Genomic DNA, 23,806 nt, shown 5'->3' on the forward strand with positions numbered 1-23,806 from the left:
AAAACGCGAACTGCTGTGTTGCGCTTCAAAGCCAATTCCGCCACGTACCTTCAGTACGCTTGCTCATTGGCTTCTCGCGCGCCTTGCATTTCATCGTTTTTATCCAGGCTGCGTATCCGAATTATTGAACGTGCCATTAGAGCGCCGACCGCACCTGATCCAAAAGCGAAGTATTGGAAGCCGCCGCGTCGCCATTGCCGTTCATTTTGCCCACCAAGGCCGAAAACTGCGCATCGACGTCGGTGTAGTTGGTGCGGGGAAGTGACACGCCGAAAACTGTGTTGAAATAGGTTTTGGGCTCAACCGCCGTTGGGTTTGCGTCCCAAAAGGACGTGGCTTGCGCGTTCGCGGGCTTGTAGCTCGTGGACTTGTTCCAGTCCGGGCTTCCGTTCCTGCCTCCGGTCATGCCGAACATGTCCCGCACGTCGTTCGTGGCCAATCCAAGCTGCTTGCCTATGGCTTTGCCTTCCTCGATGTAGGAAGTAAAATCAGTGGGCAGGCTGTCGTAGTCAAAAAAGGTGTAGTCGCCCTTGTTGGTGGTGCCGGTCTTACGGTTGGCCGAATACACCGAGTTGTAATCCGGCGCGTCCGGGACTTCATACCCAAGCTCCCTGGCCTTGGCCCATCCGTTTTGAGCGGTTGACCAGTCCTCCTTTAAAACATCGCTTCGATACGCCTTGTCCCAGGGCGAGTCGTCGTTGCCGAAAAGGGCGTCATTCACAACGTCCATGCCGGTCTGGACCGGGTTTGCAAGCAGATTCCCGGCACCATAAGCAAGCGCCCCGGCAATCCCGGTTGTACCCAAGACGCCAAGGGCCGACGCTGGCATACCAAAGGCCGTTGCTGGAACAGCAGATGCGATGCTTGGAGCAGCAGCGGCAATCACGGGTTCAGCCACTGCGTGGGTGGGCGCTATAAGCGCCTCAGCAGCCGCAGGGACAGCGGCGGTGACGGGGGCGGTTGCGGTTGCGGCCCATTTGGCGGCGAGCGAAGGAAAGATTTTCGCCAGGACAGCCTTGCCAGCGCCGATCAATGGAGTTGTAAGCCCCAACTGGTGAGCGCCCAAAACGCCGGAGACGCCAAGGCCAAGCTGGCCTATGGTTTCCTGGTTTGAGGCGCTCTCACGGTTTGCGGCAAGCTCATCTGCGGCGTTTTGCTTTTCGAGCGCGATCCTCTGCCGTTCAAGCTCAAGTTCCGCCTTGGCCGTGTCATCGGCGGCCTTGTAGGCGTAAAGCTCTCTTAGGGAAGGCGCAGCGGCTTCGATTTCGGCGGCGGCGCTTGGATAGAGCTTTTTCCGGTAAACCGCGCCCATCTGACTCGTGTTAGCCATTGCCCACCCCCACGCCGTAGGAGTTTCCCCGCTTCTTTATGTAATCGCTCAACTCATCCAGTTGATCCTTTGTCCGCCCGTCCTCTCGCAGCCTTGCCAGTCCCATGAGCCCGGAAATTCCCACCTGTGCGGCCCCAAGCCCTGCGGTTTTGCCTGCCTGATCCTCACGAAACGATTTTAAGGCCCCGGCCTCCCAAACCTTGTTTGCAAGGGCCTGTTTTTGAAGGCCAAGCCCTGTTGCGGCGTTTTTCTCCTTGGAGGCCGTGGCGAAATCCTGTGTCATGTTTTTGGCGGCCAGCCCGGCGAGACCCGCGTCAATTCCCGCCGTGCTCACCATGGGCGCGTTCTGAGGAGACTTGGCGATCATCCTTGCAACAGCCCTTTGGTACTGAGGGGTTTTCTTCAGGGCTTCGAGGTATGCGGATTGGGCGCTCATGAGTCCTCCCGTTCAACCTTGTATTCGAGGCCAAGGCCCTCAAGCCAAAGGCCGGGAGCGGAGGCCGAAGTTACAGCCGCAATCCTGAACCGTACGGCCCAACCTTGTGCGTTGATGGAAACCGTCTTGCGGAAAAGCCTTCCAGCGCCCGCGTTGAGTGCAACAGTCCCAAGGCTCGTAAAGGCGTCCCCGCAATCGGGAGCGACCCCCAGGGCCGCGTTTGCGGGCTCGCTCAAAAGATGGCCCCAGAGCCGGAATTTGCTCACAAGCGCCCGGTTCCAGGCACCTGCAAGCAGCAAGTCGCCGGTCTCAAGCTCGCAGGTGATGGCGGTTCCATCCCAGGTTGGGCCGTGTTCCAGGCGCAGAACGTGGCCGTATCGTCTGCCGCCGTAAACGAATCTCACGCCGCCTCTGCTTGAAACCGGCACGGCGCAGACCGGGAAATTGCCTTCTCCGGGGTTTTTGGCGAACCATGCTCGCTTTTTGAGATCGAAAACGGCCCAGAAGTCGGGCTCGGTTGAATCATTAAGGGGTAACAGAAGGTTCAACTCGCCGTGGGCCGAATCGTAGAACATCACGGCGCAGTCCAAATCGTCCGGGTTCACGAAATCCGAGGAATCCTCGTCAAAGAAGCGCTCAAGCCCGCCCAGGGGCGTCAGCACCGCGCCGTCGAAAACAACAGGACCGGAAGCTGAAAGCCAGAAGGCCACGTTCCGGCCCAGGCCCTGGTTGACCTCGAAACCCATCTCGGCGGCGCACAGGGCCTTTGCGGACACGCAGCCGATGGAGCCCGAAACAAGGCGCACCGCGAAATCATCCGGGTTGCTGCCGGTTAAAATGAAGGTTTCGGTTTTTTTGAGGCCAAGCCAGAAGGAGTGAACATCGTTCCCAAAGCGGTTGAACATCTCGATCCCGGCCACAAGGGGCTCGTTGCCACCGAAGTAAAGGGCCTGTTTGCCGCCATCGGAGGAAAGCTCGCCGTTGTTGACTTCGGGAGCAGACGGCGCTGAATAATCCACGCGCCCGCCTTCGCCGCCTTCAGAGTAGCCGCAAAGAAGCAGGCGTCCGCCGTAAGCTGATGGAAAATCGCAGGCTCTTGGAGCTTTCCCGGCAGGGATGCCGAAGCAGGAGTCAATTTTTACGTCCGCCGATAGCGCCGCCGAAAATGCAATCCTGTAGGCGTAGCCGTTCACTCCGAAAAGGCTTGCGGGCGATTCCTCGGTCTCGTTCGGCGGGTTCCAGGCCATGACGCCGCTTTGGCCAAGACTCACCCAATTCATTGAGGCTCCAAGCATTGTTCCGTCGCGGGGCGCTCCAAGGCCCACCCAACCGGCAGGCCCGAGAAAGGAAACCGTGGGCCGCGCTGTGCTTGCGTTGGTGCTGCCCGCGATCATTGAAAACACGAGTCCTGCCATGCGTTCTTCAAAGATCACGGTCACGTACCCGGATGTGGCCAGGGCGGAAAGGTCCGCCGCGATGGGGTAGAGGGCGCTCGATGCCTCGGCCACTTCCAGGGTGTAGTCCTTGTCCGCGCTTCCCGTGTAAACGTGAAAGGCAATGGCCGTGCGGTTCACGCCGTCCCAAACATCGCCCAATTTCTGAAAGGGCGCGTCGAGGGTAAGCCTGCAAATTTCGGCGCTCCCGGCTGAAAGGGAAAACAGGTAGGCATAGAGGAAGAGCCCGCCGAAATTCATGGGCCGAGCCATGCCGCAGGTTGAGGGGAACGATATTGCGCCCCGGTCAACGGAAAACCCGGATGAACCGTCCGTCACGTCCAAGGCCGCCATGGTGTTGCCGTTCCAGGCGGAGACCGCAACCGAGGCCCCGGTTTCGTTGTTGGAAGCGGACAGCAGCGCCCTTGCTCCCTTTATCGGCCTTGTTGAAAAGGCCAGAAAGCTCTTGGAGGGCGTCATGTACTGGTTTACCGGAAGGGTGAAATCGGCTGTCCAGCGGCAGACGCCCTTGCTCCAACGGAATTCGTCAATCCTGCCGTTGACGTAAAGATACGTTGATCCGCCGCCTGCGCCGCGCCCGATTTCGAGCGGTGCCGCAAAGTCAGGTATGTTCACGATCCCGCCCGGCCAGACCGCAAACACCGTTTTGCCGTCCACGAAAAGATACCACTTGCCCGTGCTGTCCCGACAAAAAGCCAGGTGGTACCAGCGCCCGGTGCTGAAACCCTCGGCAAAATGAGCTGTATTGGCGGAAAGATAGGAGCCGTTTCCAATCCAGAAGGTTAGGAAGTTATTGCGCAAAAGAAGTGAAAAGCTGTTCAGCGCATCCACCCGCTGCTCGAAAACAAAGGCCCCGTTCGGGTATGCGCCCGGAAGCACGTTGAAGTTCACCCAAAAATCAATACTGAAAGGGCCGGTCCCCAAATGCCAGTCGGCGGAATCGGCCATTGAAACGTAATCGCCAGCGCCGTCCAGGGCGAGGCTTGACGCGCCGAATTTTTTGTCAACGGTGGTGAGCTTCGCGTTGCCGGAAAACGTCACCGGGTGGGCGGAAGCGGATGAATCCGTTGTGGATGTGGCCCCGTGGGAGCCGTCGAAATGAAGCAAACACTTGGTGTATGCGTCGTTGCCGCCTCCAAGCTGCATTGTGTTGCCGGTGGTTTTCAGATTGTTGTTCACGGCCTCGGTTACATCAAGCACACCGTTTTCACGGTTTTCGTAAGGGAGCGCCGTTATGGTGACAGCGGCCCCGGCGGACTCGGTGACGATAACGTCCTCAAGAACGGCAAGGGTTTTGTTGCCGGTCCCGGAGATTGAAAGCACGGTCACGGTGTTGTTGTTGGACGCGCTCCCGGAAATCGTGATTCGCACACCGGGCCGAAATCCAGCCGCCCAAAAATCCACCGTTGCCGATGCTATTGTGTCGCCGCTTGATGCAAAGCTGATGTCCGATGCGGTGACCGTTACGTCCGTCAGAAGAAAGCAGGCCGCAACCTTCATGTCCGGCCCATTCCAGATACAGATTTCCCTGCCGTTGGCGTAAATTGCGCTTCCGTCCGGGCCTGTTGAGAAAGCGCCGCTTGTGGCTTCCTCGTCGTCCTCCCAGAGGACTTCGGCCTCAAACTCGCCTGTCGCGGGCGGTTCGGCCCGGTTCTCGAACACCCGGCCACGGCCCAGGGCGTCTTTTGCCCGGACAAGCAAGAAGGATGAATCTTCCGGCTGGGAGCGGATTTGAACCCCGCAATCGGGGACAAGCGCACCAAGCAGAAGGTTTTCGATGTCGCCCGTGACTCCCGTACCGGGAGCCGGATTTGACACTCAGCCGCCATCGTCGGAGGCCACAACCAGATACCGGAAGCTGACGGGCTCTTCCAGAACGTCGGAGAACTCCGGCACCTGCCCGGCGAAGGGGACCGAGTAGCCGGAGTCCGTGAAGATGCTCACCGTGACCCTGCCGTAATCGCCGTAGGTTGCGTCAAAGCGGATACGGATGTAGTAGCGCACGCCCAGGTCAAGCTCGATTGCTCCGCCCGCGCCACCGTCCGGGTGCAGAAAGGTGAGGGCGATCTTGCGGCCATAGCCCCAGGAGGTCATATTGATAAGTGTCGCGTCGAGGGCGAGGTAGTCCTCGTGATCGGTGTATCGAAGCTGATCGTTGGTCTTGCCGGTCGAGTTCACCAGGGTCCAGAGGCAAAGCCCGCCGTGGCTCAGGTCAACGTCCGCGCCGTCGGTGATGCAAAACGAAAACTTGTGCTCAAAGCTCCCAGCAAAGTACCCGGCCCCGAAGTCCCTTGTTACGGCCACGGCCTCAAGGGCGAAAAGGCCAGTGAACGCGATGGAGTTTTGGCTCACGGATAAGCGGTTGTTGGCTGTGTCGGTCTCGGAGTAATCGGCGGCGAAATCCTCAGTGCCCGTTGAAAGGGGCTGGGAGTTGATCCGGCTGAACCCGGAAACAGCCTTCAAACCCCCACCCGGCGCGTATCGCAGGTTCACAAGCTCCCGGTAGTTCTGCGGCCCGATGCGGGAAGCGTCCACCGAGGCGGCCCACGCGCCGTTAAAGTCAATTTCCATTCTTTTGGGCTCGTAGGCCATCGGAACACCTCTTTCGGGACTCGAATCAGAAAACAGATTCCTGCATTTTCAGCCGATAAATGCCCCTGGGGAGGCGCTCAACTTTGCCGTCCGCGATAAGGCGGTCCAAAATCGCCTTAGCGCCCTGATTGGTCCTGCACAGCATGTGACCCACCATGTCGAGCCTTGACGGCCCCTGGCCGGAAAGCCCGTTCAGCACAACCTGTTTCAATTCCTCGATCTCATCCATGCCGCACCTTCTAAAGCCTTGTGGGATATGGGTTTTGAGCCAGCGCCATGCGTCCCATTCGTTTCCTGGCTTCCCTGATTTCAAGTTCATAGGTCTTGTGCCAGTAGTCGGCCCCGGCCATTTCCTTTTTCGTGTCCATAAAAAGCGCCGCCGCCTTGAGGCAGATCGCCGGACAGTGTTCGTCCGGGATTCTCCACGTCCTGTAATCCGCGAAAACAGGTTCGGGTTTCGCCACGTAGTCAATCTGAAACGTGTCTCCGGCGTTTAACGAAGGAGCCCACAAGTAAAGCTCGTGGGTTGCGGCTGGCATAAGAACAGCCGCGTCGTTTGCGGCCCACTGGTTGACCGCACCACCGAAAAGGGCGGTTACAAGGTACGTTTCGTTGGCGTCCTCGTCGGAAAGGACATCCAGTACAACACCTTTGGAGCCGTCCGTGGTGTTGGCGACAAAATCGCGCGGATGCAAAAGCGGGGCAAAATCGGCGGAGTTCAAAACAAGGGTGCATTCCCCATTCGCAGCCGCCCCGGAAACCTTGGCGCTCCCGGTCCTTGGCGTGGGGGCTTCGGACCGGGAACGGATGGTGAAGGCAATTGGCGTTTCCTCGGCCTCGGTCCTGTCGGCCAGCCGGATTTTTTCGTAGCTCGTGAGCACGGGCCATGAAACATCGCCGCCCGCCGTCTCGTATCTGGCGAACAGGCGGCGATTGCCCATGGTTCTTTCGTAGGGCTCGATGTAATCCGGGGACAGCGCATAGGTTTGCCGACTGGCCACGGTGGTTATTGAAACGCTGGAGGTCAGAATCCGGGTGCGGCGGCAAAAATCCAGGGCCGCCTCGTCCAGGTACTGGTAGGCTTTCTTGAGCGGGCAGTACGCCTCGCTCACTCCGGCCTCGTTCAAGGCATCCAGCATTCTTTGAACCGCCGCCGCTCCGTGCATGTCAGGCCCCGCGTTCCGTCAGGTTCACCGGCTCTTCCGGCTCTTTGGCTGCCCGGTCATAAAGGTTCGCGCCGCAATGGGGGCAGACCGTCAAATCCTGGTACATCCGGTCATCCTCAAGGGAGAGCTTCCCGCAACGGGGGCAGCGCCTTAAGTCGCCATAAGCCATGATGAAAAGTCCTTAGAAATCAGCTTCCTCGTCATCCGCCGGTTTTTCTCCGGCAACGCCTGGCCTTGCTTCGATGTCGCCCGCAACGGCCACTGACTCCACCGGCGCGGGCGTTTCAAGTGCAAGATCGCTTCTGCGATAGCGAAATTCCTTGAAGAGAATTTCATCGCAGCTTCCCCACCAGTCGGGACGCGAGGTGAAGTATTCGCTCCATACGCCCGGACCCTGCCACTCGCCGTCACCGTCGCGCCGGGATCGGTAATAGGTCGCCGCGTCAAGGTCGGCCTCGGCGAACATTGCCTTGTCGTTGTGGTCGGCGGCTTTCGCGGCCAGCCGCTTGTTGAGCGCCGCGTAGTATTCCTCGGAAATCCTGCGGCCCTTCATCTGCCACCAGCGGTCCGCCACTTCGCGCTGCCGGGGGTCAGCTATAACGTCCAGGTCCTCCCGCCCGCGCACGGGCGCGCCGTTTTTGAACCCGTACTGGCCGTCCGAAAAAAGGAAAATCTGCCCGTTGGAAGCCTGCCAGCTTCGCACCACGGTCAGCACCTTCTGGCGTTCAACGCCGGTCGACGGGTCTTTTACGGTCACAGTCAATGTCTGCATGGTTGTTCATTCTCCGATTAAAAGAAGGGACACAGTGACCGCAGCAGGGGCGATTGTCGCCGGAAGCTCAATCATCCCGCCAAGGTCATAGGTTGTGCTGGCCGCCGTTCCGGGAAGCCTTGGAAAAGCCTCGCTCCCCCCGGAATCAAGCACCTTTGCGCCGTCGGTGTTGGCCGCCGCCGCCGTGGCCCCTGTGACCACTCCCTGAGTGTAGATTTTCACCTTGTGGCTGGCCGGATCGTACTTGTAGAGAAAGCCGTTCGTGACCGGCTGCTGAACAAGGCCGAACTGGATTATCTTTTTAAAGCCGAAATTGCCTATTGCGGGAAGCGGCACGCCTCCCGCCGGATAGGTCAAAGCCCCGTCACCGAATGTCACGTCGAAAATCCCCATGGTCTTGTGCGACCTTGGGGAGATGTCCACGCATCCGCTCTTGGGAGCCATTGCCACGTTTGCCGATGTAATCGCCGCCATCGTTCATTCTCCAATCTTGAAGCCCGTTGGCCGGGATTAGGTTGTCTCGATCATATCCGGCAGATTCGCCATCACTTCGGGATCGTACTGAACCAGCAGGAAGGGCCGGACGTGTCCAGCCGCGCCGGTCCCGGTCGCCCGAACGGTCAGTTCCGCCACGACCTCATCACCCGGCATGAGCACGGTTCCCACGGCGGCCTTGTCGTAAAGAATCTTTCCGGCGGCGGTGGTTCCCAGGATGAAGTTGGCTATGTCGCCGTCACCGCGCCCGGTGTCGCTCCCGGCTGTTATGCGCCTGTCGAACTTCATGACGGGCGTTGTGGTTGCGCCCGCGCAGGCTTCCGTCACCAGAAGCCCGGCAAGCAGCACGATGCACTTGAAGGGAACGATGAAAAACAGGATGTCGGCGGGGGCTTGGTCGCAGTCCACCCCGGCGGTGTCTGCGTAGCCGACCGCCTGCATCATGGGGAGCGCTATGGGTAGGTCACTTCTCAACATTTCAATTCCTCCTTATTTTTGCCTTTTGGGCTTTTTCTTTCAGCACCGCGTCGAGGGCCGATCACAAGGGATGAAATGCAAGGAGAGCGAAAAGCCAATGAGCAAGCGTACTGAAGGTACGTGGCGGAATTGGCTTTGAAGCTCGACACCGCAGTTCGCCCTTGTGGACGGCCCCCCTCCTAAGCGGAACAGACTCTGATGATCTTCGCTTCGCCATCGTTGGCGGTATCCCAATAGGTCCCGTATGCGACCTTGCCGTACCACGCCACGGCCTTGCGGCGTCCGAAGTCGCTCTTGTAGTTGGGATCGGCCAGGAGGTGCGGACTCTCGATTTCAAGGCGGGCAAGCGCCTCGTCGCCGAAGACGATTCCCTCGCCAAGAACGCCGCCGCTACCCACACTGTTGGAAAGCGCGGATTCGTTGGTGACCTCGATCAGGCGGATCATCTCAACCCGGCCAAGCTCGCCGGTGTAAAGCACGTCGCCTTCCCGCAGGTATTTGAACCAGTCCTCCAGGCCCTTGTCGTCCTTGAGTCCGCGAAGCGCCTTGGTGGAGAACAGGCCGATGTAGTGCCGGGCCTCGTAGGGCGGGATGTGCAGGTCTTTGACCATGTAGTCGCGGATGAGCCCCAGGAGCGACTTGTTCATGTTCTGGGTGGCGACCGTTGAGGGCGTGCCGTCAACGTCCCAGGTGCCGCTCGTGAGGCCCGTGGGGATGAAGCAGACCTTGGCGGATTTGAGCGCCGAAGCCGAAGCGTTATCCATGCAGTGGTGCATCTGCTGCATCAAAGCCTTCTGGCAGGCCTTTTCCGGGTCGAACACGGAAAGGTCCTGGGCAAGGCTGGTGAACTCCACGCCGCGCCCGAACTCCTTTATGGAGAGCGTGCGGGAGCCCATGACCAAAGTGTCAATGGGGATGCGCACATCTTCGGTAAGCTCGCCGTTGTTGGCGGGTACGGCCATGGCCTTGTAGTGAGGGATGGTGATGGACTCTCCCATTCCCTTGCCGTACTCGCTTACGTTTTTCGAAAACTGCGCGATGATGAACTCACCCGCCGCCACCTTCATCATTTTGGCGGAGAGCTTGTGATTCTTGTAAACGCCCGTCAGGGCGTCGTACGCCCAGGTGAAAACTTTCGCCATTGCTGCCCCCTTTCATCACAGGCGGCGGCGGGCGGCCTTTATGGCGTCGTTCAGCGTGAAGGGCTTTCCGTCGTCGGGCTCATCCGCCCCGGACGCTGGAAGGCCCATCCCACCCCGGCCCATCGGGCCGAACGATCGCCGCACAGGCCGCGCCTTTGCCGCCAAGTAGCTGTTGGTTTTTTCGATTGCCCAATCGGTCTGGGCGTCAATGGAAAGCGGCTTGCCGCCTTCGTCCGTGGCCGGAGCCGTGGCCGCAAAGCCGTAGAAGACCGGCATGTCCTCATCGGCAATTTTGCCCCGGCTTTTGGCGCGGGTCTCGATGTAGGCCCGGATTTCGCGCGGGTCCGCCTGCTGGCTCCCGGCGGGCTCGCTTTGCTCCGGCGCTTGTTCGGGCGGCTCCCGCCTTTCGGGCTGCGCGGGCGGAACATTCCTCGCAGCCGCGATCTTTCGATGGGCTTTCGCCCAAATGCGTGCGGCCTGCTCTTCGTGATCGGGCGCGTCTTCGGGAAGCGCGTTCACGGCCCGGACAGCCTCAAGGTAATACCCGGTTGCTTCGTCCTCATCCCTGGCCTCATCCACCTCACGCCGTGCCGATTCCTCGGCTGCCCTTTCCGCCGCCTCGCGTTCTTCCTTGAGGCGCTTGTTCTCCTGTTCGGCGCGGGTGGTGCGGGCCAGAAGCGACTTGTACCCGTTTTCGGCCTCGGCCTGGCTCTTGAACCGGAAACCGGCAGGCTCATCCTGCCTTGATTCGGGCGGATCGGCATGGCCAGGGTCGTCCCGTTCCGGGGCCTCGCCTTCCTCTCCGTCGTCGTCCTGTTCGATGGGGCCTGCGCCTGATTCGGCAGGATGCCCCACAATCACGCGCTGGTTTCTCATCACCTCGTCCAGGCTTGCGCCCGCCGTGCTTTCTTCCTCAACTTCAATTCCAGGTACGTCCATTTGTTTCTCCTTCGGCGTGGTCCGCTTTCGCGGGGCCTTTCGGTATCTCCCGGCGTTGTCCGCAGTGGCGGGGCCGGGAAAAGTGTGTTAAATCCTAAAAATTCGATGGGAGCCGCCTGATGGACATTCCTGGCCTCCCCGCCGCTTTTGTCTTATCTTGCGGCTCCCACCGAAACTTGATCCCCCGGCCCGATCCATTAAGGCAACGCGCCCGCTGGAAAAGGCTTGACCGAACCGAGGGAAATCGAATCATGATTTTTTCGGGAACCGCCTTCCGGCAAGTTCCAGGGCCGCGCTTTCCGCCTGACGCTCCTTCAGACCCAATTCATTCATGAGGGAAAGAAGGGCATTGGCCTCCGGGTCGGCCAAAACCAAAGCCGCCACGCGGGCATTGAACTTATCCTGCACAAGATTCAGAAAGACCCTGCCTTCGGGCGTTTCGGTGATGCCCTGGAAGGCGGCCTGCTCTGTAAGACGCCTGACGCGCTCCGCCTCTGCCTCCTCTGCGTTTCGTCCGCGCTTTTCCTCATTGGGCCTGCCCGTTACCGGGTCCACTTCCGTTCCCCTCAACGTTTCCCTCCATGGCTGCCGTTGCCTGAGCCGCAAGCGGCGCTAAAATGGACGCCAGTTGGGCGTCGTCAATTTCTTTCGCCGTTTCGGGCGAAACGAACACGTCCTCGTCCGAAAGGTTCGTCCTCACCTCGATGCTCTTCAAAACCTGTCCGGGCCTGATGAACGGCGCGAATCGCGGGTTGCCCGAAAGCGGGATCACGATCTCGGTTAAAGTCCGCAGGGTTTCGGCGTCCTTCATCAGGCTGCCCATGCCCGAAACGTGGAATGCCCCCGAAAGCTCCGGCAGATTTTCGGGCCTGCCGTCCGCGCCCTCGACCACACCGGCCTTTGCCAAAAATGCGTCACCCATCAGGTCGGCCAGATCGGCGTAGTCCGCGAAGGCGAGCAGGGTTTCGTATGCCGCAACGATGCAATGGCCCGCTCCTTCCTCGAAATTCTGGCCCACCATGCTGTAGGGGGCGATACTCTGGTCCAGGCTTTGGCTTGCCTCGCGGGCCGTAACCTCCTTGCGTAGGCCCGGAAGCCCGCGCACCACGTCCGGCACAAGGCTGCCTTCCTGAAAAAGCCCGTTGTAGAACTGCATGTTGGCGAGCACGGAGCCCGTCACGTCCGGGCGCTTGGTCACCCTTACCGCCTGCTGACCGTTCACGGTATCGCGGGTGATGATTTTCTTTCCCGGCCAGTCCTCCACGTCGGCGGGGTCGTCCAGGGCGTCAATGTTGACTTCCCGCGTCGGGTTCACCTGCCACTTCAAGGCGTCCTCGTGCAGGCACATGAGATTGTTCATGGACTCCCAGACGGAGGTGATGCCCTGCAAGAATCCGCGCCCGCCGTAGCGCAACAGATGAGGCAGGGGCGAAAACGACACGCCCGGCCAGCGGATGGTTGCGTATGGCGAGGACTCCACTTCCGAAATCAGCCGCCCGCCAGCGATGGAGTAGCAGGCGTTTTCAAGAAGCAGTTCGCCCCTGGGGCTCAAAACCTGCCCCCAGTATTCGTCAACCTGGACCATTTTGCGGAACGCGCTACGCTCCCAGACCTGATCCTTGCGCTGCCGTACAGCCTCTTCGCTCATGAAAGGGTCCAGGCTGTCGGCGGAACTCCGGCTCGTGTCCCAGGACGCCTCAACGTTGAAGTAACGGCCCCGCGCCTGCTCGCGGAGCAAAACAAAGTTGTCCACCCATTCCCGGCATCCGGGTCCCGCAAAATCTTCCAGGGCTCCACAAGCTCAAACGACAAGCCCTGGCGCGGGGTCCACACCGGGATCATCTCCATTGAGACCCCCACGGCGAGCGCCATCATGCAGGCGTCGGTGAAACGCAGCACGAACTTGGCCCTTGATGCCGACAAACTCCGGGTCATGAGGGGCCGCCAGAAGGCTTCGGCCCTGGTGTCGCTTTCATCCGCTATGCTCAAAAAATCCGGCGAGAAGGCTTTCCTAACCGTGCTTGCGCCGAAAAGCACGGTGTTGAAAGGCTTGGGGACCACCACCCGGCTTTGCCAGGACTCCTTGTCCTTGTAGAAAACCGGCTCTTCCTCCTGGAAAACCCGGTAAAGGTCGTGTTGGGCGCGCCGGATGTCCTCGTTTGCCTTTAAACTCGATGCGATCATGTCGGTGGCGAAGGCCACGAAATGCCGCTCGTTCTCCGCGCTGTAGGCGCTGGCCGCTTCCTCGCGTTCGGCAAGCTCCTTGGGATCGGCATTCAAAAGCCGTTCGCCGCGCGCCTTTATGTCGGCTACGAGTTTCGCGCCGGGCGGCAGTATGAAATCGTCTCCGCTCACAGTCCGGCCCCCGGCGAATTCGGGAAAATTGCGTCAAAGTTGGCGCGAAACGAGACGCTTCCGGCCTTCACCCGGCATGAATTGCACTGGCAGCCGTTTCGGCACTGATGCGCGTCGGGCTCCCCGTTGTGGCCGTTTGCCGGGTGGGTCTCGCCGCCGCACTCGGTGCACTTGTAAAACTCCGCGCCGTTTGGCCGCCTCATGGCCCACACGTTTTCGTATCGCTTCACTGCAAATATCCTCCGGATGTGTGCCGGGAATGGCCGTAGCTTTCGGCAAGGCTTTTGGCCCTCACGTTCCGGGCCGAAGTTTCGCTTTTCGTGGCCCGCTCGCGCCGGAACGGGAACACCTGGGCAACGAGGTACGAGAAGGCGTCGCCAACGTGGCTGTGCGCGTCCTTTTCAGGCTGTGTGCCTATGATGTTGCCGCTGTTATCCTTCTTGAAGTGCCAGCCGCCATTTAGCGCCCGGTGCAGCGGATACGCCGAACGCGACACCACCACCAGGGGGTTGCCGTCCGGCGCAAGGCGAAGAAGCGCACTTTTGAGAGGATTCAAACGCGCTGCGAGTTTGACCGGCCCCGGCTCGAACCGGGTTTTGAGCTTGTCTTCCAATAGCCGCGCCGTTGTGCGCTGAACGCTGGACTGGTCCGGGGTCCTCATGGAGGGGTCGCCAATGTCCCGCCAATCGCCGATTTTCGGCTTTCCGACCGCGCAATATTTGGGAGTCGAAAGAAGCGTCAGAAGGGGACCATCAATCATCTCCTCGATGGCGCAGCCGTCGCCGCAAAGAACATCGTGAACGATAAGGCGGCCCGGATTGATGTACTGCGATACTATGATGCAGGGGTGATGCCACGCGTCGTAGCCCCGCACTCCCAGGGCTCCCGGAACCACGGGCAGGATGGACTCGGTGAAGTGGATTTTGGCGTTGTACTCCGGCGTCACCGCGCAACCGCGATTCACCGGCGCTGCCCTGCCTTCCACGTAACGCGCAAATTTCCCCGGATCGTTGGCAAAGGCCACCTTGTTGGCGTCGCGGGCGTGCTGGTTTAAGTACTTGTTGTCCTTGTACGGAATCCTGAAGCAATCCTTCAGAATCCGCCCGCCGGTCTCAAGGTTTTCGATCATCACCGCCGGAGCCATGAACAAGTCCTCGGTCCAGTGGTTCTCGTCCGCCGGGTTCTGGGTTATCTGCACCCTCATGGCTGTCCCGGCCTGCCTTGCGGCGCGGGCCATGGCAAGGTCGAACACGTCACGGGGAAGGCCCGCGTTGGCCTTTTCCACGATGGGCGCGGGCTCTTCCAGCCAGATCATGGCGTACTGCGGGCCTTGGAGTTTCGAGAGTGAGGCCGGGTCGTCAATGCCGAAGAGGTCGCACTCAACGCGCGGCACGCAGTCAATGACCATGCGCTTGAAATCGTCGTGAAAATGCACGAACCTGCCGAACATCCTTTGCAGGTCCGGTACCGTCGAGAGTTTGAGGTTCTGGTGGGTGTCTCTTATGATGGCCGCGCGGATGGGCACCCAGCACCGGGCCGCGTGGCGCACGATAGCCACCCCGCCCGCGTAGGTTTTGCCCTCGCCCATGCTGCCCATCAACATCACCACCTGGGCGTCGGAGTGAACAAAAGCGCTTTGGATGGGGGAGAGGTCGAAGAAAAGGTCACCCATGCCTGCCTCCGGTGAGCATGGTGAAAACCTTGCGCTCGCCGCCGTTTTCATCCATCAGGCTGCGGGCTTCGTCGCTCTTGCTGTCCAAAATGAAAATCCGGCCCTTGCCGTCATCCTCCAGCATGGCGGCCTTGGTGAGCTTGAGGTCAATGATCTGCGTCCTCCTCGGTTTTGGGGTCTTTGGCGGCGTCCAGCATGACCCGCCACCGGGCCGCCTCGTTCTTGATCTTCACCGCAGCCTCAGCCAGCCGCGCATGCCTGTTCTCCACGGTCTCCCGGAACATCGCAAGGCAACTCGCCTCGATCTCCTCCAGGGCTTTTAAATCCGCTGGCACCACGGCGTTGACGTGCTCTGTGAAAATCTCCGTGGCGGCTTTCTTGATTTCGGGCTTTTTGGCTTCGATAAAGCGGGTGACGGCGGTGCGGGTGACGGAGCGGCCCTTGTGCTCATCCCGGCCAAGCATGAACTCGTTCAGGGCCTCCGCGATGGAGGACGGGGAGGTGATCCCCTGCTTCAGCAGTTCGAGAACCTTGGGAGCCAGCCCCCACTTCTCGATTTTCGTTTGCGTGTTCGCCATAAGCCCTGCCTCGTGTAAATTGGCGTGATGGGATTCTGGCGCGACATATACCACGGGTTTTAAAGTGGGAATTTTAGCTAAGGAAGGGGGTCCAAAAAACTGCCCAACTTTTACTAATATACCGATAAAACTTGGGAAGTCACTCCCCAACTTTTACCCGTATTCCGTTAATAGTTGGGGAGTTTTTTTCGAGAATTTTGATGATTTTTTCTTGACAGGCTTTTTATGACAGGTCGAATATCAAAAACACTGATATTGTAAATGGGGACAACCGGCGGTTTTTTTAAGGCTTGAAATCTTCCCTGGTCAGTCCGGCCTGCCGCACGATGGAAAAGAACGTTCCCGCCGGAATCTCCTTTTTGGGGTGTGGCACGATGACTATGCGGCTTTCTTTACGGAACTTGACGTGACTTCCCTTTTGGGAGACCTCCAAAAATCCGTGTGCAAGGAGCACGGCAATTATGCGCCGGGAAGAATAAAGTTCAGACATTTATGGAAATATCCCCGCACAGGGCGTCTTCCACAGGGCGGAAGAGGTTTGCCGCGCCATCTTCCTCGAAATAGAGTTCGAGCGCCTCGCGCAGATTTTCCACAGCTTCCTCCCTGGTGTCGCCGAAGCTGGAAACTTCCACGTTAAGACACTGGGAAACGAAATAATCCCCATCCCGGTAAACCACGTATCGAATATTTCTTTGAGACATTCGGAAACCCTCCTGTGTTTGCAGCTTGTCATAAAGATATCCTCTTGACGCCGGATTTTCAAGGCCATTTCCATTCGATCCAGATATCAAGCATAGAGAACTTTGAATATGCCGCCTTGACGCCGGGCCTATCCAACCCTCCACCCGCCCATGCCAGGGCGGAACTTCAACCCCGCGCCCCCCCAGGTCCTGGAGGATCGTCAGACAACAACCTGGAAACCTTCAAAAATCCCATGCGGGCCAATGATACCAGGGGGGGGGAGTCCCGGCCTCCCCGGTTTTCGGATTTTTGCTTTTCCATTTTGCTCACATTTTATGCTCAATATTCATGCTCATTCACAGCGCCTGGAAAATGTGCCGACATTCAAGGCCAGGAACAAGACCAAAGTTAATGATTATTATTAATGACACAATATATAAGCATCGGACAGGGCATTTCGGAAAACGGGAAAACTGCCCAACTTTTACATAAAAGTTGGGCAGTTGAGTTTTACGGAAAGGCGCGTCAATCAAGGCTTTCCAGGTTTTCGGCCAAAATCCGACTCCCGTTTCAGCCTGATTTTGGCCCCCGAACACAACATCTTGTGGGTCAAACTCCTGGCCGTGTTCGTTTTCAAGGCTTTCACGCCCCCAAAAAACCTGCCAGAATTCCAACAGGTTTGAGCCCCGACTCCCCCCTGTCCCAAGCTCAGAGCCCGCGAAGGAATCAGGCCGCCGTCGCCCTGGGCGCTTTCCTGGCCAAAAACACGCATCGAAACTGTCTCAAACCTCCACCCCCGCATGTTTTTCAGGCCAATCCGCGCAACCTTGGCCCCCAGGCACACCCGGCCCCATGCCGGGCGAGATCTCCGCCGCTTGACAGGGAATCGGAGGCGTGAGAGGAAAACCCCGGCCCCTGGCCGATCGTTCCAAGCTCCCCAAAATGCCGCTGACCGGTTTTGCCCGGTTTCTGACCGTTTTGTGACCGCGAAGATGCCCGGTTCCGTAGGCTCCGCCCGAAAATACCGGAAATCCCGGCACATCTTTTTTTTATATATAAATTTCCATCAAATGGGTTTTAAGCCGGTCTTTGCTGTTCGCTAAAATCTTTTTTGGTCAAAATCCGAAAGTTTTTTACGCGATAGTTGTGAAAAAAACCGGGATTCCCGGTCCGGCCCTACAGCCATGCGGTTCTTCGCGGTCCAAAACCGGTCAGAAACCGGGATTTTCCCCTTCCATTCCGGTCACCAGTCCGGGACCATCATCGGTAAGGGTAAGGGGAGGGATGCGGGAGAAAAGTCAAAAACGGCTGGAGAATGACCGAAAAAGGGTCAGGCAGGCAGGGCGAAGGAGGGAGCGCGAGGGGTGGTCAAACGAGGACGACGTCCTTCAAGGCGGCTTGCGGCCACGAGACCGCCCGTAGCGCCTTAGAACAGCCTAAAGGCAAGCGGATGAAGAAAAGCCATTTGATGACGGCCGCCGGGCGCGGCCACACGCCCTTCCTGGGTGCATCTGCTGGGTGCAGATGTGGGAGCAAAAGGGGAGAGGAGGCCGAGGGGCGTCTGCGAAGGATGTCCTTCTGGAAGGCTTGCGGCTGCAAGCGGCCAAGTGACCTCCCGTAGCAACCCAGAACGGCTTAAAAGCAATCGGAAGGAATTAATTTTAAAGGCACAACGTTAAGCTGAAGGTCGGAGCAGTGTGCAGGTTGTCAGGATGCAGATAGACAAGAAATAGATGGAATTGGCGTTACGAGAGCCTGAAATACGTTTTCCTCCAATTTTCTCTAAGCCTATAGTCGCTAAAAATGGAGGCGCTACTTCATAAGTTCAGAGCCAGCCCAGTTCAACAACTTATCAAAAGGCTTAGTTCCCTTTCGCCACTTCACGCCACAACTCAACATAACGTGGCAAATCTATAGTGACAACGCGCCTCCACTGGTAATGCGGATATATAATAAATAAACTTGGGACTAACGGCACCATTAAGTGAAAAGACGCCGCACCGCATTTCAAAATCACATAATCAAACAAAGACATTGACGAAAAGAAGATCGCCCAAAAGATTAATGGCACAGGATCATTCGATTCTTTTATTTCTATTATTCGTAATCGTCCTAAACGAGTCTCCCATCCATCAAACTTGTATTGCTCCTCAAAAAAAACTCTCCGATAAGCCCCTAACCGCATCATATCAATGCGTTGCGAAAGCATGAGGTAAAAGGATGGGATAATAAGCAGATTCGGTGTAAGCGCTGCATATGCGTGAATTATGGAGACGTTTACCCCTTCTTTACCGATAGCGAGCCCCCCAATAGCTGAAAGCAACGTAACGGCAACAGTCATGCTTGCAATAAGGATTTGTAAAATATGCTTGTCAATCTCAATGATTGCGTTGTCTATATGCTTTGATTCTTCCAACTGGCGAGTTACATTGTCCATTTTATTCTCCTATACTCATGTCAGTGATAATACAATCGGTATTTAGCTGCAATATTAAGCGTTTCCATAAAGAGAATTGGCAACTTTCTTTATAATTATAGAGAAGGACTAAAAATTTTTGGGGAAATGTTTTAGATTCGGGTATCAAAAATTGGATGAACTTATACATTTATTACTCGGGCCATAAAATATTTCCATTTTCCAATCGATCCAACATCGAAGGAACCACAAATTTTTGCTTCACAAGTTGGATAGCGATAGAAAAGGGAAAAGACTTATGCGCCACGTAATAATTGTTGGGCTCCAAAAGCGGAGAAATGAAGAAGATTCCGGCTTAACAACCTGAATCCCCTTGTTTTATCTGGTGATGGCTGAAGGAAAGCAACATTCAACAAGCTGATTTTGATTATAATTTTGACTCAGATAAACAATGAATGATTACAACTTCACTCATAACAAGATGTAATCATCCATCATTTCATGGCGTTGTAGGCATGTCATGCTTGCCTGTCAATTGCCTGTCGCCAATTTTGGAGCTAACTACTTGATTTTATTGGCGGAGAGGGTGGGATTTGAACCCACGATCCCGCTTCTGGCAGGATTCTGCTTTTCGAGAGCAGCGCCTTCAGCCGCTCGGCCACCTCTCCGGTATCCGCACATACATCCCGGACGGATAGGGCTCTTACCCCAAATACCACCGGCTTGTCAATGCACTTTACCGTACTTTCGGATGGGAAAGCCTCTTTACGCTTGTAAATTAACACCTTTTGGCGTAAACAGCCGCCATGGGTTACGTGTTCACACAAGAAGACGCCGAAAGCCTTTCGGCATGGTTCTCCAATCTGGAAAACCGCCGCGTGGCCGATCTCGAAACCGCCCTTCTGGAGCGGCTTTACGATTTCAGGCCAGGCGCGCGACTTCTGGACGTGGGCTGCGGAACCGGCTGGTTTCTGAAATATTTCCGCGACAAGGGCCTTTCGGTCACCGGGGTCGATCCCTCGATGGCCATGCTTGCCGCCGCCCGCGACCTTCTGGGGCCAGGGGCCGACCTTGAGAAGGCCTACGGCGAGGAGCTGCCCTTTGAGGACAACTCCTTTGACGTAGCAAGCCTCATCACCTGCCTGGAATTCGCCGACGATCCCGAAAAGGTGATCGCCGAAGCCACCCGCGTTGCGCGGGGCCACATAATCATAGGTTTTCTCAACCGCTACGCCGTAAAAAACATCGAGCGCCGCATCCGTTCATATCTTTCTCCCACGGTTTACAGCAGGGCGCGGTTTTTTTCCGTGTGGGAAATCAAAAGGTTCGTTACGGGCATTTTGGGGGATGTTCCCATGCAATGGGGGAGCGTCTGGCAACTGCCCCTGGCCCTAAGCCCCCGGACCCTGGTTTTCGAGCGCATGGCGGCTGTTCAGGCCCTGCCGTTCGGCGCATTCGCGGCGGTGGTGGTGGAATGCCGCCCAAGGTATCGTTTAAGGCCCCTTTTTCTGGACCGTTCGGAAAAAAAAGCCGAGAAGCTGGCCGGCAGCGAAGTCTTTTTCAAGGCCGCACCGGGCAAACCGGATGACGGGCGCTTTTCGGGAACGGGCCTCATCCGCAGATCATGCGGGGTGTCAGCGGCTGGCCGGTGAACGTCGCCCCAAGAATAAAACTTGCCGTCCCCCCTCGTTTTTTCGTATTGTTTCGGAAGCTGTGGAAGCCCTGTTTTTTTCAGAAATGCACCGGGGGGCTTTCCCTTTATTCCTGAAAATATCCCTAAGCCATATTACGGAGAGCAGGGTTAAATTCCATTTTTCGGACTCCCAAAAACGTTGGAGGAGCTGGCTTCCAGTATTTCTCCCCTCGGCCAGATTCCTTTAAAAACGGAAAAGAACCATGCTCCGCTTAATAACCTGCCCTGGAGGCGGCGATGCTCATCAAGTGCTGGGGTTCCCGTGGGTCGCTGGCGGTATCGGGCCCGGAGTTTCTGAAATACGGCGGAGACACCACCTGTCTTGAGATACGGTCCAAAAACGACGCGGTCATCATTGTTGACGCGGGCACCGGCATCAGGCGCCTGGGGAACCTCCTGGTGGCCGAGGGCAGGCGCGAGATGGACTTCATCTTCACCCACGCCCATTGGGATCATCTGATGGGCTTTCCCTTTTTCAAGCCCCTTTTCAACAGTAACGTAAAGGTTCGGATGCAGGGCTGCCCCTTTGCCAAGCAATACGTGGAGCACCTCATTTCCCGCGTCATGGCCCCGCCCAATTTTCCCATAAGGCCCTCAGACATAAAGGCCGAAATTCGTTACGAGCCGTCCTGCCCCACTGCGATAATCATAGATTCCATAACCGTAACCCCCATACCCATGAATCATCCCAACATGGGCAGCGGCTACCGATTTACCGAAGACGGCAAAAGCTTCGTGTTTCTTACCGATAACGAGCTCGATTACCACCATCCCGGAGGCCCGGCCTTTGACGAGTTCGCCCGCTTCGTGGAAGGGACGGATCTATTGATCCACGACGCAGAGTTCACGCCCGAAGAATACGAGGCCTACACAAGGGGATGGGGCCACAGCACCTACACCAGGGCGGTGGACCTGGCCCTTGCCGGAAACGTGGGAAGCCTTGGGCTTTTTCACCTGAACCAGGACAGGACGGACGACCAGCAGGACCGCATCGTCGAAAGGGCCATGGAGCTTTTGAGGGACAGGGGCTCGGACATTCAGTGCTGCGCGGTGGCCAGGGACCAGGAATTTATCCTGTAACCGCCTGTCTAAAAACGCGAATCGCTGTGTTGTGCATCAAAGCCAATTCCGTCACGTAAATAATCCGGGGTCCCCAAGAAATCGAAGATTTCTTGGGGTGGAATTACGCTTGGCTCTTATGGCTTCCCGCCAACCCTAGCGCTTCATCGCCCAAGTTCAAATTGATATCCAGGCTTCATTTCCAGCCTTTTTTTAAGGACTGAAAACATCCTTCAGTTGGAGGGAAATATGGAATTGACCGCCGTCAGGCTCGACATCCCCGAAGGGGCCAACATAATCGTGGGCCAGACCCACTTCATCAAAACCGTGGAAGACCTCTACGAAATCCTCGTGGGCGCGGTTCCCGGAATCGAGTTCGGTATTGCCTTTTGCGAGGCATCAGGCGACTGCCTCATACGCACGGACGGTAATTCCGACGAGCTGGTTTCCGCTGCGGTGCGAAACGCCGGGGCGGTGGCCGCCGGGCACAGCTTTTTCGTGGTGATGAAAAAGGCCTATCCCATAAACGTGTTGAACGCGGTGAAAGCCTGCCAGGAGGTCTGCTCCATCTACTGCGCCACGGCGAACCCGGTTGAGGTCATCGTGGCCAGGACTGAGCAGGGCGCGGGCATAATGGGCGTCATCGACGGCTCGTCCCCCAAAGGGATTGAGACGGAAAGCGACCAGGCGTGGCGCTTGGACCTTCTGCAAAAGATCGGTTACAAGAGGTAGACCATGCAGGAGGCCGTCAAACAGGCCGCGAAGCTCATCCGCGAGGCAAGGCTCGTGGTGGCCCTGACCGGCGCGGGAATCTCCGTGGAAAGCGGCATCCCGCCCTTTCGGGGCAAGGGCGGCCTGTGGGAAAAGATGGACCCCATGGAGTTCGCCCACATCGATTCGTTCCTTCGCAACCCGGCCAGGGTCTGGGACATCCTGGTGCGCGAGATGAAGGGCGTGGTGGACCGCGCCATGCCCAACGCCGGGCACATCAACCTCGCACGGCTGGAAGAGGCCGGGCGGCTTTCGGCAATAATAACCCAGAACGTGGACGGCCTGCACCAGAGGGCCGGAAGCACTGAGGTCATAGAGTTTCACGGCACCTTTGCCCTCCAGCGGTGCATGAGATGCGGGAAAACCATCCCCACCGAACAGGTGAGCCTTAACGTTCTTCCGCCTTTGTGCGAATGCGGCGGAATACTTCGGCCCGACTGCGTTTTTTTCGGCGAGGCGATTCCGGCGGACGCCCTGGACAGGAGCTACGATCTCAGCTCGGCCTGCGACGTCATGCTGGTCATCGGCACCTCGGCGGTGGTCATGCCAGCCGCCTCCATGCCGCGAGTGGCCAAGAAGGCCGGGGCCAAAATCATCGAGATCAACACCGACGTGACGCCGCTTTCCACAAGCCTCACGGACCTTCTGCTCAAGGGCTCGGCAGGTGAAGTGCTGGAGAAAATTTTGAAGGCCTTGTGAGATGGGCCGGGGCGTCTCAAATATCCTGGTCATCCACCAGGGCGCTCTTGGCGATCTCGTTCTCTCCTTTCCGGCGCTTTCCGCCCTTGCCGGGAAAACGGGCAGCTTTCTCGATCTCGTCTGCCTGCCCCAATGGGAAAAGGCGGCCCTTGCCGTAAAGGCCGCCCGCAGAACCATTTCATCCGAACAGCCTTTGATCACCGGCCTTTTCGCCGATCCGCCCGATTTAAAAAGCCTCTATTTTCTACGAAGCTATCAGCGCGTCATACTGTTCTCGTTTTCCGAAAGCCTGGAAAAAGCCTGCGCAACATCCGGCGTTCCAATCACGAGAATCGCCCCAAGGCCAGGCCCCGGCGTCACCATCCACGCTGCCCGCCACATATGGGAGGGGTTGACGGGAGCGGGCCTGTTGCCGGAGCCTCCCGTTGATTTCCCCGATTCGTGGATTCCCGCAGGAAAAGCCGGGCGTGAATCGGCGGCGACCGGTGGCCCGGTGCTGCTTCACCCCGGAGCCGGAAGCCCCCGCAAGCGCTGGCCCCTTGAAAGATTCGCGGAGCTTGCCGGGGGCTTGAGGAAAATGGGGATAGGCTCGCGGTATCTGATCGGCCCTGCGGAGGAGGGGCTTTTGCGGGAACTTGCAGGGCTTGGAGCGGAACCTGCGGACATCGTGCAATCGAAGGATATGGCCACCCTTCTCCACCACCTGAAAAACTGCCGCGCCCTTGTGGGGAACGACTCCGGGGTCTCTCATCTTTCGGCCTTCATGGGGATTCCCACCCTTGCCGTATTCGGGCCGAGCGACCCTTTACGGTGGAGGCCGGTTGGCCGGAGCGTGAAAGTTTTAAGGCCTGGTAATCTCACATGCGGGCCGTGCTTTGAATCGTGCGAGAAAAACTGCGACGCTCCCAAATGCCTTGCGGATACCGGCGTGGAGGACGTCCTGGGCGTTTTGGCCGGAATGTTGGCGGGGGTTATTTGAAGTGAATTGTAGGTTGGGTGGTTCTGCCCGTAGGGCAGGTTCACCCAACATCTTGGCGCGATTCCGCAATTGTTGGGTGAACCCGTGCCTTCGGCCCGGA

General features: G+C 57.9%; 27 protein-coding genes and 1 tRNA gene. 5 read left to right on the plus strand and 23 right to left on the minus strand.

The window, feature by feature from the left end; all coding sequences use genetic code 11:
* Positions 1–136: 136 nt before the first annotated feature.
* The 23 genes from HZB23_03565 to HZB23_03675 all read right to left on the minus strand — a co-directional run bounded on the left by HZB23_03565 (position 137) and on the right by HZB23_03675 (position 19,173).
* Positions 137–1,330, minus strand: a complete 1,194-nt coding sequence (locus HZB23_03565; protein MBI5843729.1) for a hypothetical protein — start codon at positions 1,328–1,330, stop codon at positions 137–139.
* Positions 1,323–1,766, minus strand: coding sequence for a hypothetical protein (locus tag HZB23_03570; GenBank protein ID MBI5843730.1), 444 nt, complete (start codon positions 1,764–1,766; stop codon positions 1,323–1,325). The genes HZB23_03565 and HZB23_03570 overlap by 8 nt, the downstream gene beginning before the upstream one ends.
* Complete coding sequence (locus HZB23_03575) at positions 1,763–5,038, minus strand: hypothetical protein (protein ID MBI5843731.1); 3,276 nt, start codon at positions 5,036–5,038, stop codon at positions 1,763–1,765. The genes HZB23_03570 and HZB23_03575 overlap by 4 nt, the downstream gene beginning before the upstream one ends.
* On the minus strand, positions 5,039–5,791 hold the full coding sequence (locus HZB23_03580; protein ID MBI5843732.1) for a hypothetical protein: 753 nt from the start codon (positions 5,789–5,791) through the stop codon (positions 5,039–5,041). It abuts the gene before it with no gap.
* Between the two features lie 46 nt (positions 5,792–5,837).
* The gene (locus tag HZB23_03585; protein MBI5843733.1) at positions 5,838–6,041 is read right to left on the minus strand and encodes a type IV toxin-antitoxin system AbiEi family antitoxin domain-containing protein; all 204 of its coding nucleotides are present in this window, start codon (positions 6,039–6,041) and stop codon (positions 5,838–5,840) included.
* Between the two features lie 10 nt (positions 6,042–6,051).
* Positions 6,052–6,978, minus strand: a complete 927-nt coding sequence (locus HZB23_03590; GenBank protein ID MBI5843734.1) for a hypothetical protein — start codon at positions 6,976–6,978, stop codon at positions 6,052–6,054.
* Position 6,979: 1 nt separating this feature from the next.
* Complete coding sequence (locus HZB23_03595) at positions 6,980–7,147, minus strand: hypothetical protein (protein MBI5843735.1); 168 nt, start codon at positions 7,145–7,147, stop codon at positions 6,980–6,982.
* A gap of 12 nt (positions 7,148–7,159) precedes the next feature.
* On the minus strand, positions 7,160–7,750 hold the full coding sequence (locus HZB23_03600) for a hypothetical protein (protein ID MBI5843736.1): 591 nt from the start codon (positions 7,748–7,750) through the stop codon (positions 7,160–7,162).
* Between the two features lie 6 nt (positions 7,751–7,756).
* Positions 7,757–8,224 carry a hypothetical protein gene (locus tag HZB23_03605; GenBank protein ID MBI5843737.1) on the minus strand — a complete coding sequence of 156 codons (468 nt, stop codon included), beginning with the start codon at positions 8,222–8,224 and terminating at the stop codon, positions 7,757–7,759.
* Positions 8,225–8,260: 36 nt separating this feature from the next.
* Entirely contained in the window at positions 8,261–8,722 is a 462-nt protein-coding gene (locus HZB23_03610) for a hypothetical protein (protein ID MBI5843738.1), read from the minus strand.
* A 179-nt stretch (positions 8,723–8,901) separates the two neighbouring features.
* Entirely contained in the window at positions 8,902–9,864 is a 963-nt protein-coding gene (locus HZB23_03615; GenBank protein MBI5843739.1) for a N4-gp56 family major capsid protein, read from the minus strand.
* Positions 9,865–9,879: 15 nt separating this feature from the next.
* On the minus strand, positions 9,880–10,803 hold the full coding sequence (locus HZB23_03620) for a hypothetical protein (protein ID MBI5843740.1): 924 nt from the start codon (positions 10,801–10,803) through the stop codon (positions 9,880–9,882).
* A 249-nt stretch (positions 10,804–11,052) separates the two neighbouring features.
* Positions 11,053–11,358: a hypothetical protein gene (locus HZB23_03625; protein MBI5843741.1), complete on the minus strand. Its 306-nt coding sequence runs from the start codon at positions 11,356–11,358 to the stop codon at positions 11,053–11,055.
* The gene (locus HZB23_03630; protein MBI5843742.1) at positions 11,330–12,451 is read right to left on the minus strand and encodes a hypothetical protein; all 1,122 of its coding nucleotides are present in this window, start codon (positions 12,449–12,451) and stop codon (positions 11,330–11,332) included. Before HZB23_03630 ends, HZB23_03625 begins: the two co-directional genes overlap by 29 nt.
* The gene (locus HZB23_03635; GenBank protein ID MBI5843743.1) at positions 12,448–13,158 is read right to left on the minus strand and encodes a hypothetical protein; all 711 of its coding nucleotides are present in this window, start codon (positions 13,156–13,158) and stop codon (positions 12,448–12,450) included. Before HZB23_03635 ends, HZB23_03630 begins: the two co-directional genes overlap by 4 nt.
* Positions 13,155–13,388, minus strand: coding sequence for a hypothetical protein (locus HZB23_03640; GenBank protein ID MBI5843744.1), 234 nt, complete (start codon positions 13,386–13,388; stop codon positions 13,155–13,157). Before HZB23_03640 ends, HZB23_03635 begins: the two co-directional genes overlap by 4 nt.
* Positions 13,385–14,830 carry a hypothetical protein gene (locus HZB23_03645; GenBank protein MBI5843745.1) on the minus strand — a complete coding sequence of 482 codons (1,446 nt, stop codon included), beginning with the start codon at positions 14,828–14,830 and terminating at the stop codon, positions 13,385–13,387. The genes HZB23_03640 and HZB23_03645 overlap by 4 nt, the downstream gene beginning before the upstream one ends.
* Positions 14,831–14,976: 146 nt before the next feature.
* The gene (locus HZB23_03650) at positions 14,977–15,408 is read right to left on the minus strand and encodes a hypothetical protein (GenBank protein MBI5843746.1); all 432 of its coding nucleotides are present in this window, start codon (positions 15,406–15,408) and stop codon (positions 14,977–14,979) included.
* Positions 15,409–15,691: 283 nt separating this feature from the next.
* Positions 15,692–15,898 carry a type II toxin-antitoxin system HicA family toxin gene (locus tag HZB23_03655; protein MBI5843747.1) on the minus strand — a complete coding sequence of 69 codons (207 nt, stop codon included), beginning with the start codon at positions 15,896–15,898 and terminating at the stop codon, positions 15,692–15,694.
* Positions 15,891–16,109 (minus strand): type II toxin-antitoxin system HicB family antitoxin, encoded by a 219-nt coding sequence (locus HZB23_03660; GenBank protein MBI5843748.1) that lies wholly within the window; start codon positions 16,107–16,109, stop codon positions 15,891–15,893. Before HZB23_03660 ends, HZB23_03655 begins: the two co-directional genes overlap by 8 nt.
* A 336-nt stretch (positions 16,110–16,445) precedes the next feature.
* Positions 16,446–16,763: a hypothetical protein gene (locus HZB23_03665; GenBank protein MBI5843749.1), complete on the minus strand. Its 318-nt coding sequence runs from the start codon at positions 16,761–16,763 to the stop codon at positions 16,446–16,448.
* A 1,187-nt stretch (positions 16,764–17,950) separates the two neighbouring features.
* Positions 17,951–18,526, minus strand: coding sequence for a hypothetical protein (locus HZB23_03670; protein ID MBI5843750.1), 576 nt, complete (start codon positions 18,524–18,526; stop codon positions 17,951–17,953).
* Positions 18,527–19,080: 554 nt separating this feature from the next.
* A tRNA-Ser gene (locus HZB23_03675) sits at positions 19,081–19,173 on the minus strand.
* 138 nt (positions 19,174–19,311) lie between these two features.
* On the opposite strand from HZB23_03675, the gene HZB23_03680 reads away from it, so the two are divergent.
* The 5 genes from HZB23_03680 (at position 19,312) to HZB23_03700 (ending at position 23,706) form a co-directional block, all read left to right on the plus strand.
* A complete protein-coding gene (locus tag HZB23_03680; protein MBI5843751.1) occupies positions 19,312–20,157 on the plus strand; it encodes a class I SAM-dependent methyltransferase in 846 nt (281 codons plus the stop codon).
* A 278-nt stretch (positions 20,158–20,435) separates the two neighbouring features.
* On the plus strand, positions 20,436–21,278 hold the full coding sequence (locus tag HZB23_03685) for an MBL fold metallo-hydrolase (GenBank protein ID MBI5843752.1): 843 nt from the start codon (positions 20,436–20,438) through the stop codon (positions 21,276–21,278).
* Between the two features lie 228 nt (positions 21,279–21,506).
* Positions 21,507–21,989 (plus strand): adenosine-specific kinase, encoded by a 483-nt coding sequence (locus tag HZB23_03690; GenBank protein MBI5843753.1) that lies wholly within the window; start codon positions 21,507–21,509, stop codon positions 21,987–21,989.
* A 3-nt stretch (positions 21,990–21,992) separates the two neighbouring features.
* Positions 21,993–22,727, plus strand: coding sequence for an NAD-dependent deacylase (locus tag HZB23_03695; GenBank protein ID MBI5843754.1), 735 nt, complete (start codon positions 21,993–21,995; stop codon positions 22,725–22,727).
* Position 22,728: 1 nt separating this feature from the next.
* Complete coding sequence (locus HZB23_03700) at positions 22,729–23,706, plus strand: glycosyltransferase family 9 protein (GenBank protein ID MBI5843755.1); 978 nt, start codon at positions 22,729–22,731, stop codon at positions 23,704–23,706.
* The last annotated feature ends 100 nt before the right edge of the window (positions 23,707–23,806 follow it).

Source organism: Deltaproteobacteria bacterium (assembly GCA_016235345.1).
Taxonomy (GTDB): domain Bacteria; phylum Desulfobacterota; class Desulfobacteria; order Desulfobacterales; family Desulfatibacillaceae; genus JACRLG01.

What these genes read in the sequence shown, in the direction of transcription:
- HZB23_03565 (MBI5843729.1), bottom strand. Translation starts at nt 1,330, where the DNA reads ATGGCTAACACGAGTCAGATGGGCGCGGTTTACCGGAAAAAGCTCTAT.
- HZB23_03690 (MBI5843753.1), top strand. Translation starts at nt 21,507, where the DNA reads ATGGAATTGACCGCCGTCAGGCTCGACATCCCCGAAGGGGCCAACATA.
- HZB23_03630 (MBI5843742.1), bottom strand. Translation starts at nt 12,451, where the DNA reads ATGAGCGAAGAGGCTGTACGGCAGCGCAAGGATCAGGTCTGGGAGCGT.
- HZB23_03655 (MBI5843747.1), bottom strand. Translation starts at nt 15,898, where the DNA reads ATGTCTGAACTTTATTCTTCCCGGCGCATAATTGCCGTGCTCCTTGCA.
- HZB23_03645 (MBI5843745.1), bottom strand. Translation starts at nt 14,830, where the DNA reads ATGGGTGACCTTTTCTTCGACCTCTCCCCCATCCAAAGCGCTTTTGTT.
- HZB23_03605 (MBI5843737.1), bottom strand. Translation starts at nt 8,224, where the DNA reads ATGGCGGCGATTACATCGGCAAACGTGGCAATGGCTCCCAAGAGCGGA.
- HZB23_03695 (MBI5843754.1), top strand. Translation starts at nt 21,993, where the DNA reads ATGCAGGAGGCCGTCAAACAGGCCGCGAAGCTCATCCGCGAGGCAAGG.
- HZB23_03615 (MBI5843739.1), bottom strand. Translation starts at nt 9,864, where the DNA reads ATGGCGAAAGTTTTCACCTGGGCGTACGACGCCCTGACGGGCGTTTAC.
- HZB23_03700 (MBI5843755.1), top strand. Translation starts at nt 22,729, where the DNA reads ATGGGCCGGGGCGTCTCAAATATCCTGGTCATCCACCAGGGCGCTCTT.
- HZB23_03650 (MBI5843746.1), bottom strand. Translation starts at nt 15,408, where the DNA reads ATGGCGAACACGCAAACGAAAATCGAGAAGTGGGGGCTGGCTCCCAAG.
- HZB23_03580 (MBI5843732.1), bottom strand. Translation starts at nt 5,791, where the DNA reads ATGGAAATTGACTTTAACGGCGCGTGGGCCGCCTCGGTGGACGCTTCC.
- HZB23_03685 (MBI5843752.1), top strand. Translation starts at nt 20,436, where the DNA reads ATGCTCATCAAGTGCTGGGGTTCCCGTGGGTCGCTGGCGGTATCGGGC.
- HZB23_03620 (MBI5843740.1), bottom strand. Translation starts at nt 10,803, where the DNA reads ATGGACGTACCTGGAATTGAAGTTGAGGAAGAAAGCACGGCGGGCGCA.
- HZB23_03660 (MBI5843748.1), bottom strand. Translation starts at nt 16,109, where the DNA reads ATGTCTCAAAGAAATATTCGATACGTGGTTTACCGGGATGGGGATTAT.
- HZB23_03595 (MBI5843735.1), bottom strand. Translation starts at nt 7,147, where the DNA reads ATGGCTTATGGCGACTTAAGGCGCTGCCCCCGTTGCGGGAAGCTCTCC.
- HZB23_03670 (MBI5843750.1), bottom strand. Translation starts at nt 18,526, where the DNA reads ATGGACAATGTAACTCGCCAGTTGGAAGAATCAAAGCATATAGACAAC.
- HZB23_03610 (MBI5843738.1), bottom strand. Translation starts at nt 8,722, where the DNA reads ATGTTGAGAAGTGACCTACCCATAGCGCTCCCCATGATGCAGGCGGTC.
- HZB23_03680 (MBI5843751.1), top strand. Translation starts at nt 19,312, where the DNA reads ATGGGTTACGTGTTCACACAAGAAGACGCCGAAAGCCTTTCGGCATGG.
- HZB23_03570 (MBI5843730.1), bottom strand. Translation starts at nt 1,766, where the DNA reads ATGAGCGCCCAATCCGCATACCTCGAAGCCCTGAAGAAAACCCCTCAG.
- HZB23_03600 (MBI5843736.1), bottom strand. Translation starts at nt 7,750, where the DNA reads ATGCAGACATTGACTGTGACCGTAAAAGACCCGTCGACCGGCGTTGAA.
- HZB23_03590 (MBI5843734.1), bottom strand. Translation starts at nt 6,978, where the DNA reads ATGCACGGAGCGGCGGCGGTTCAAAGAATGCTGGATGCCTTGAACGAG.
- HZB23_03585 (MBI5843733.1), bottom strand. Translation starts at nt 6,041, where the DNA reads ATGGATGAGATCGAGGAATTGAAACAGGTTGTGCTGAACGGGCTTTCC.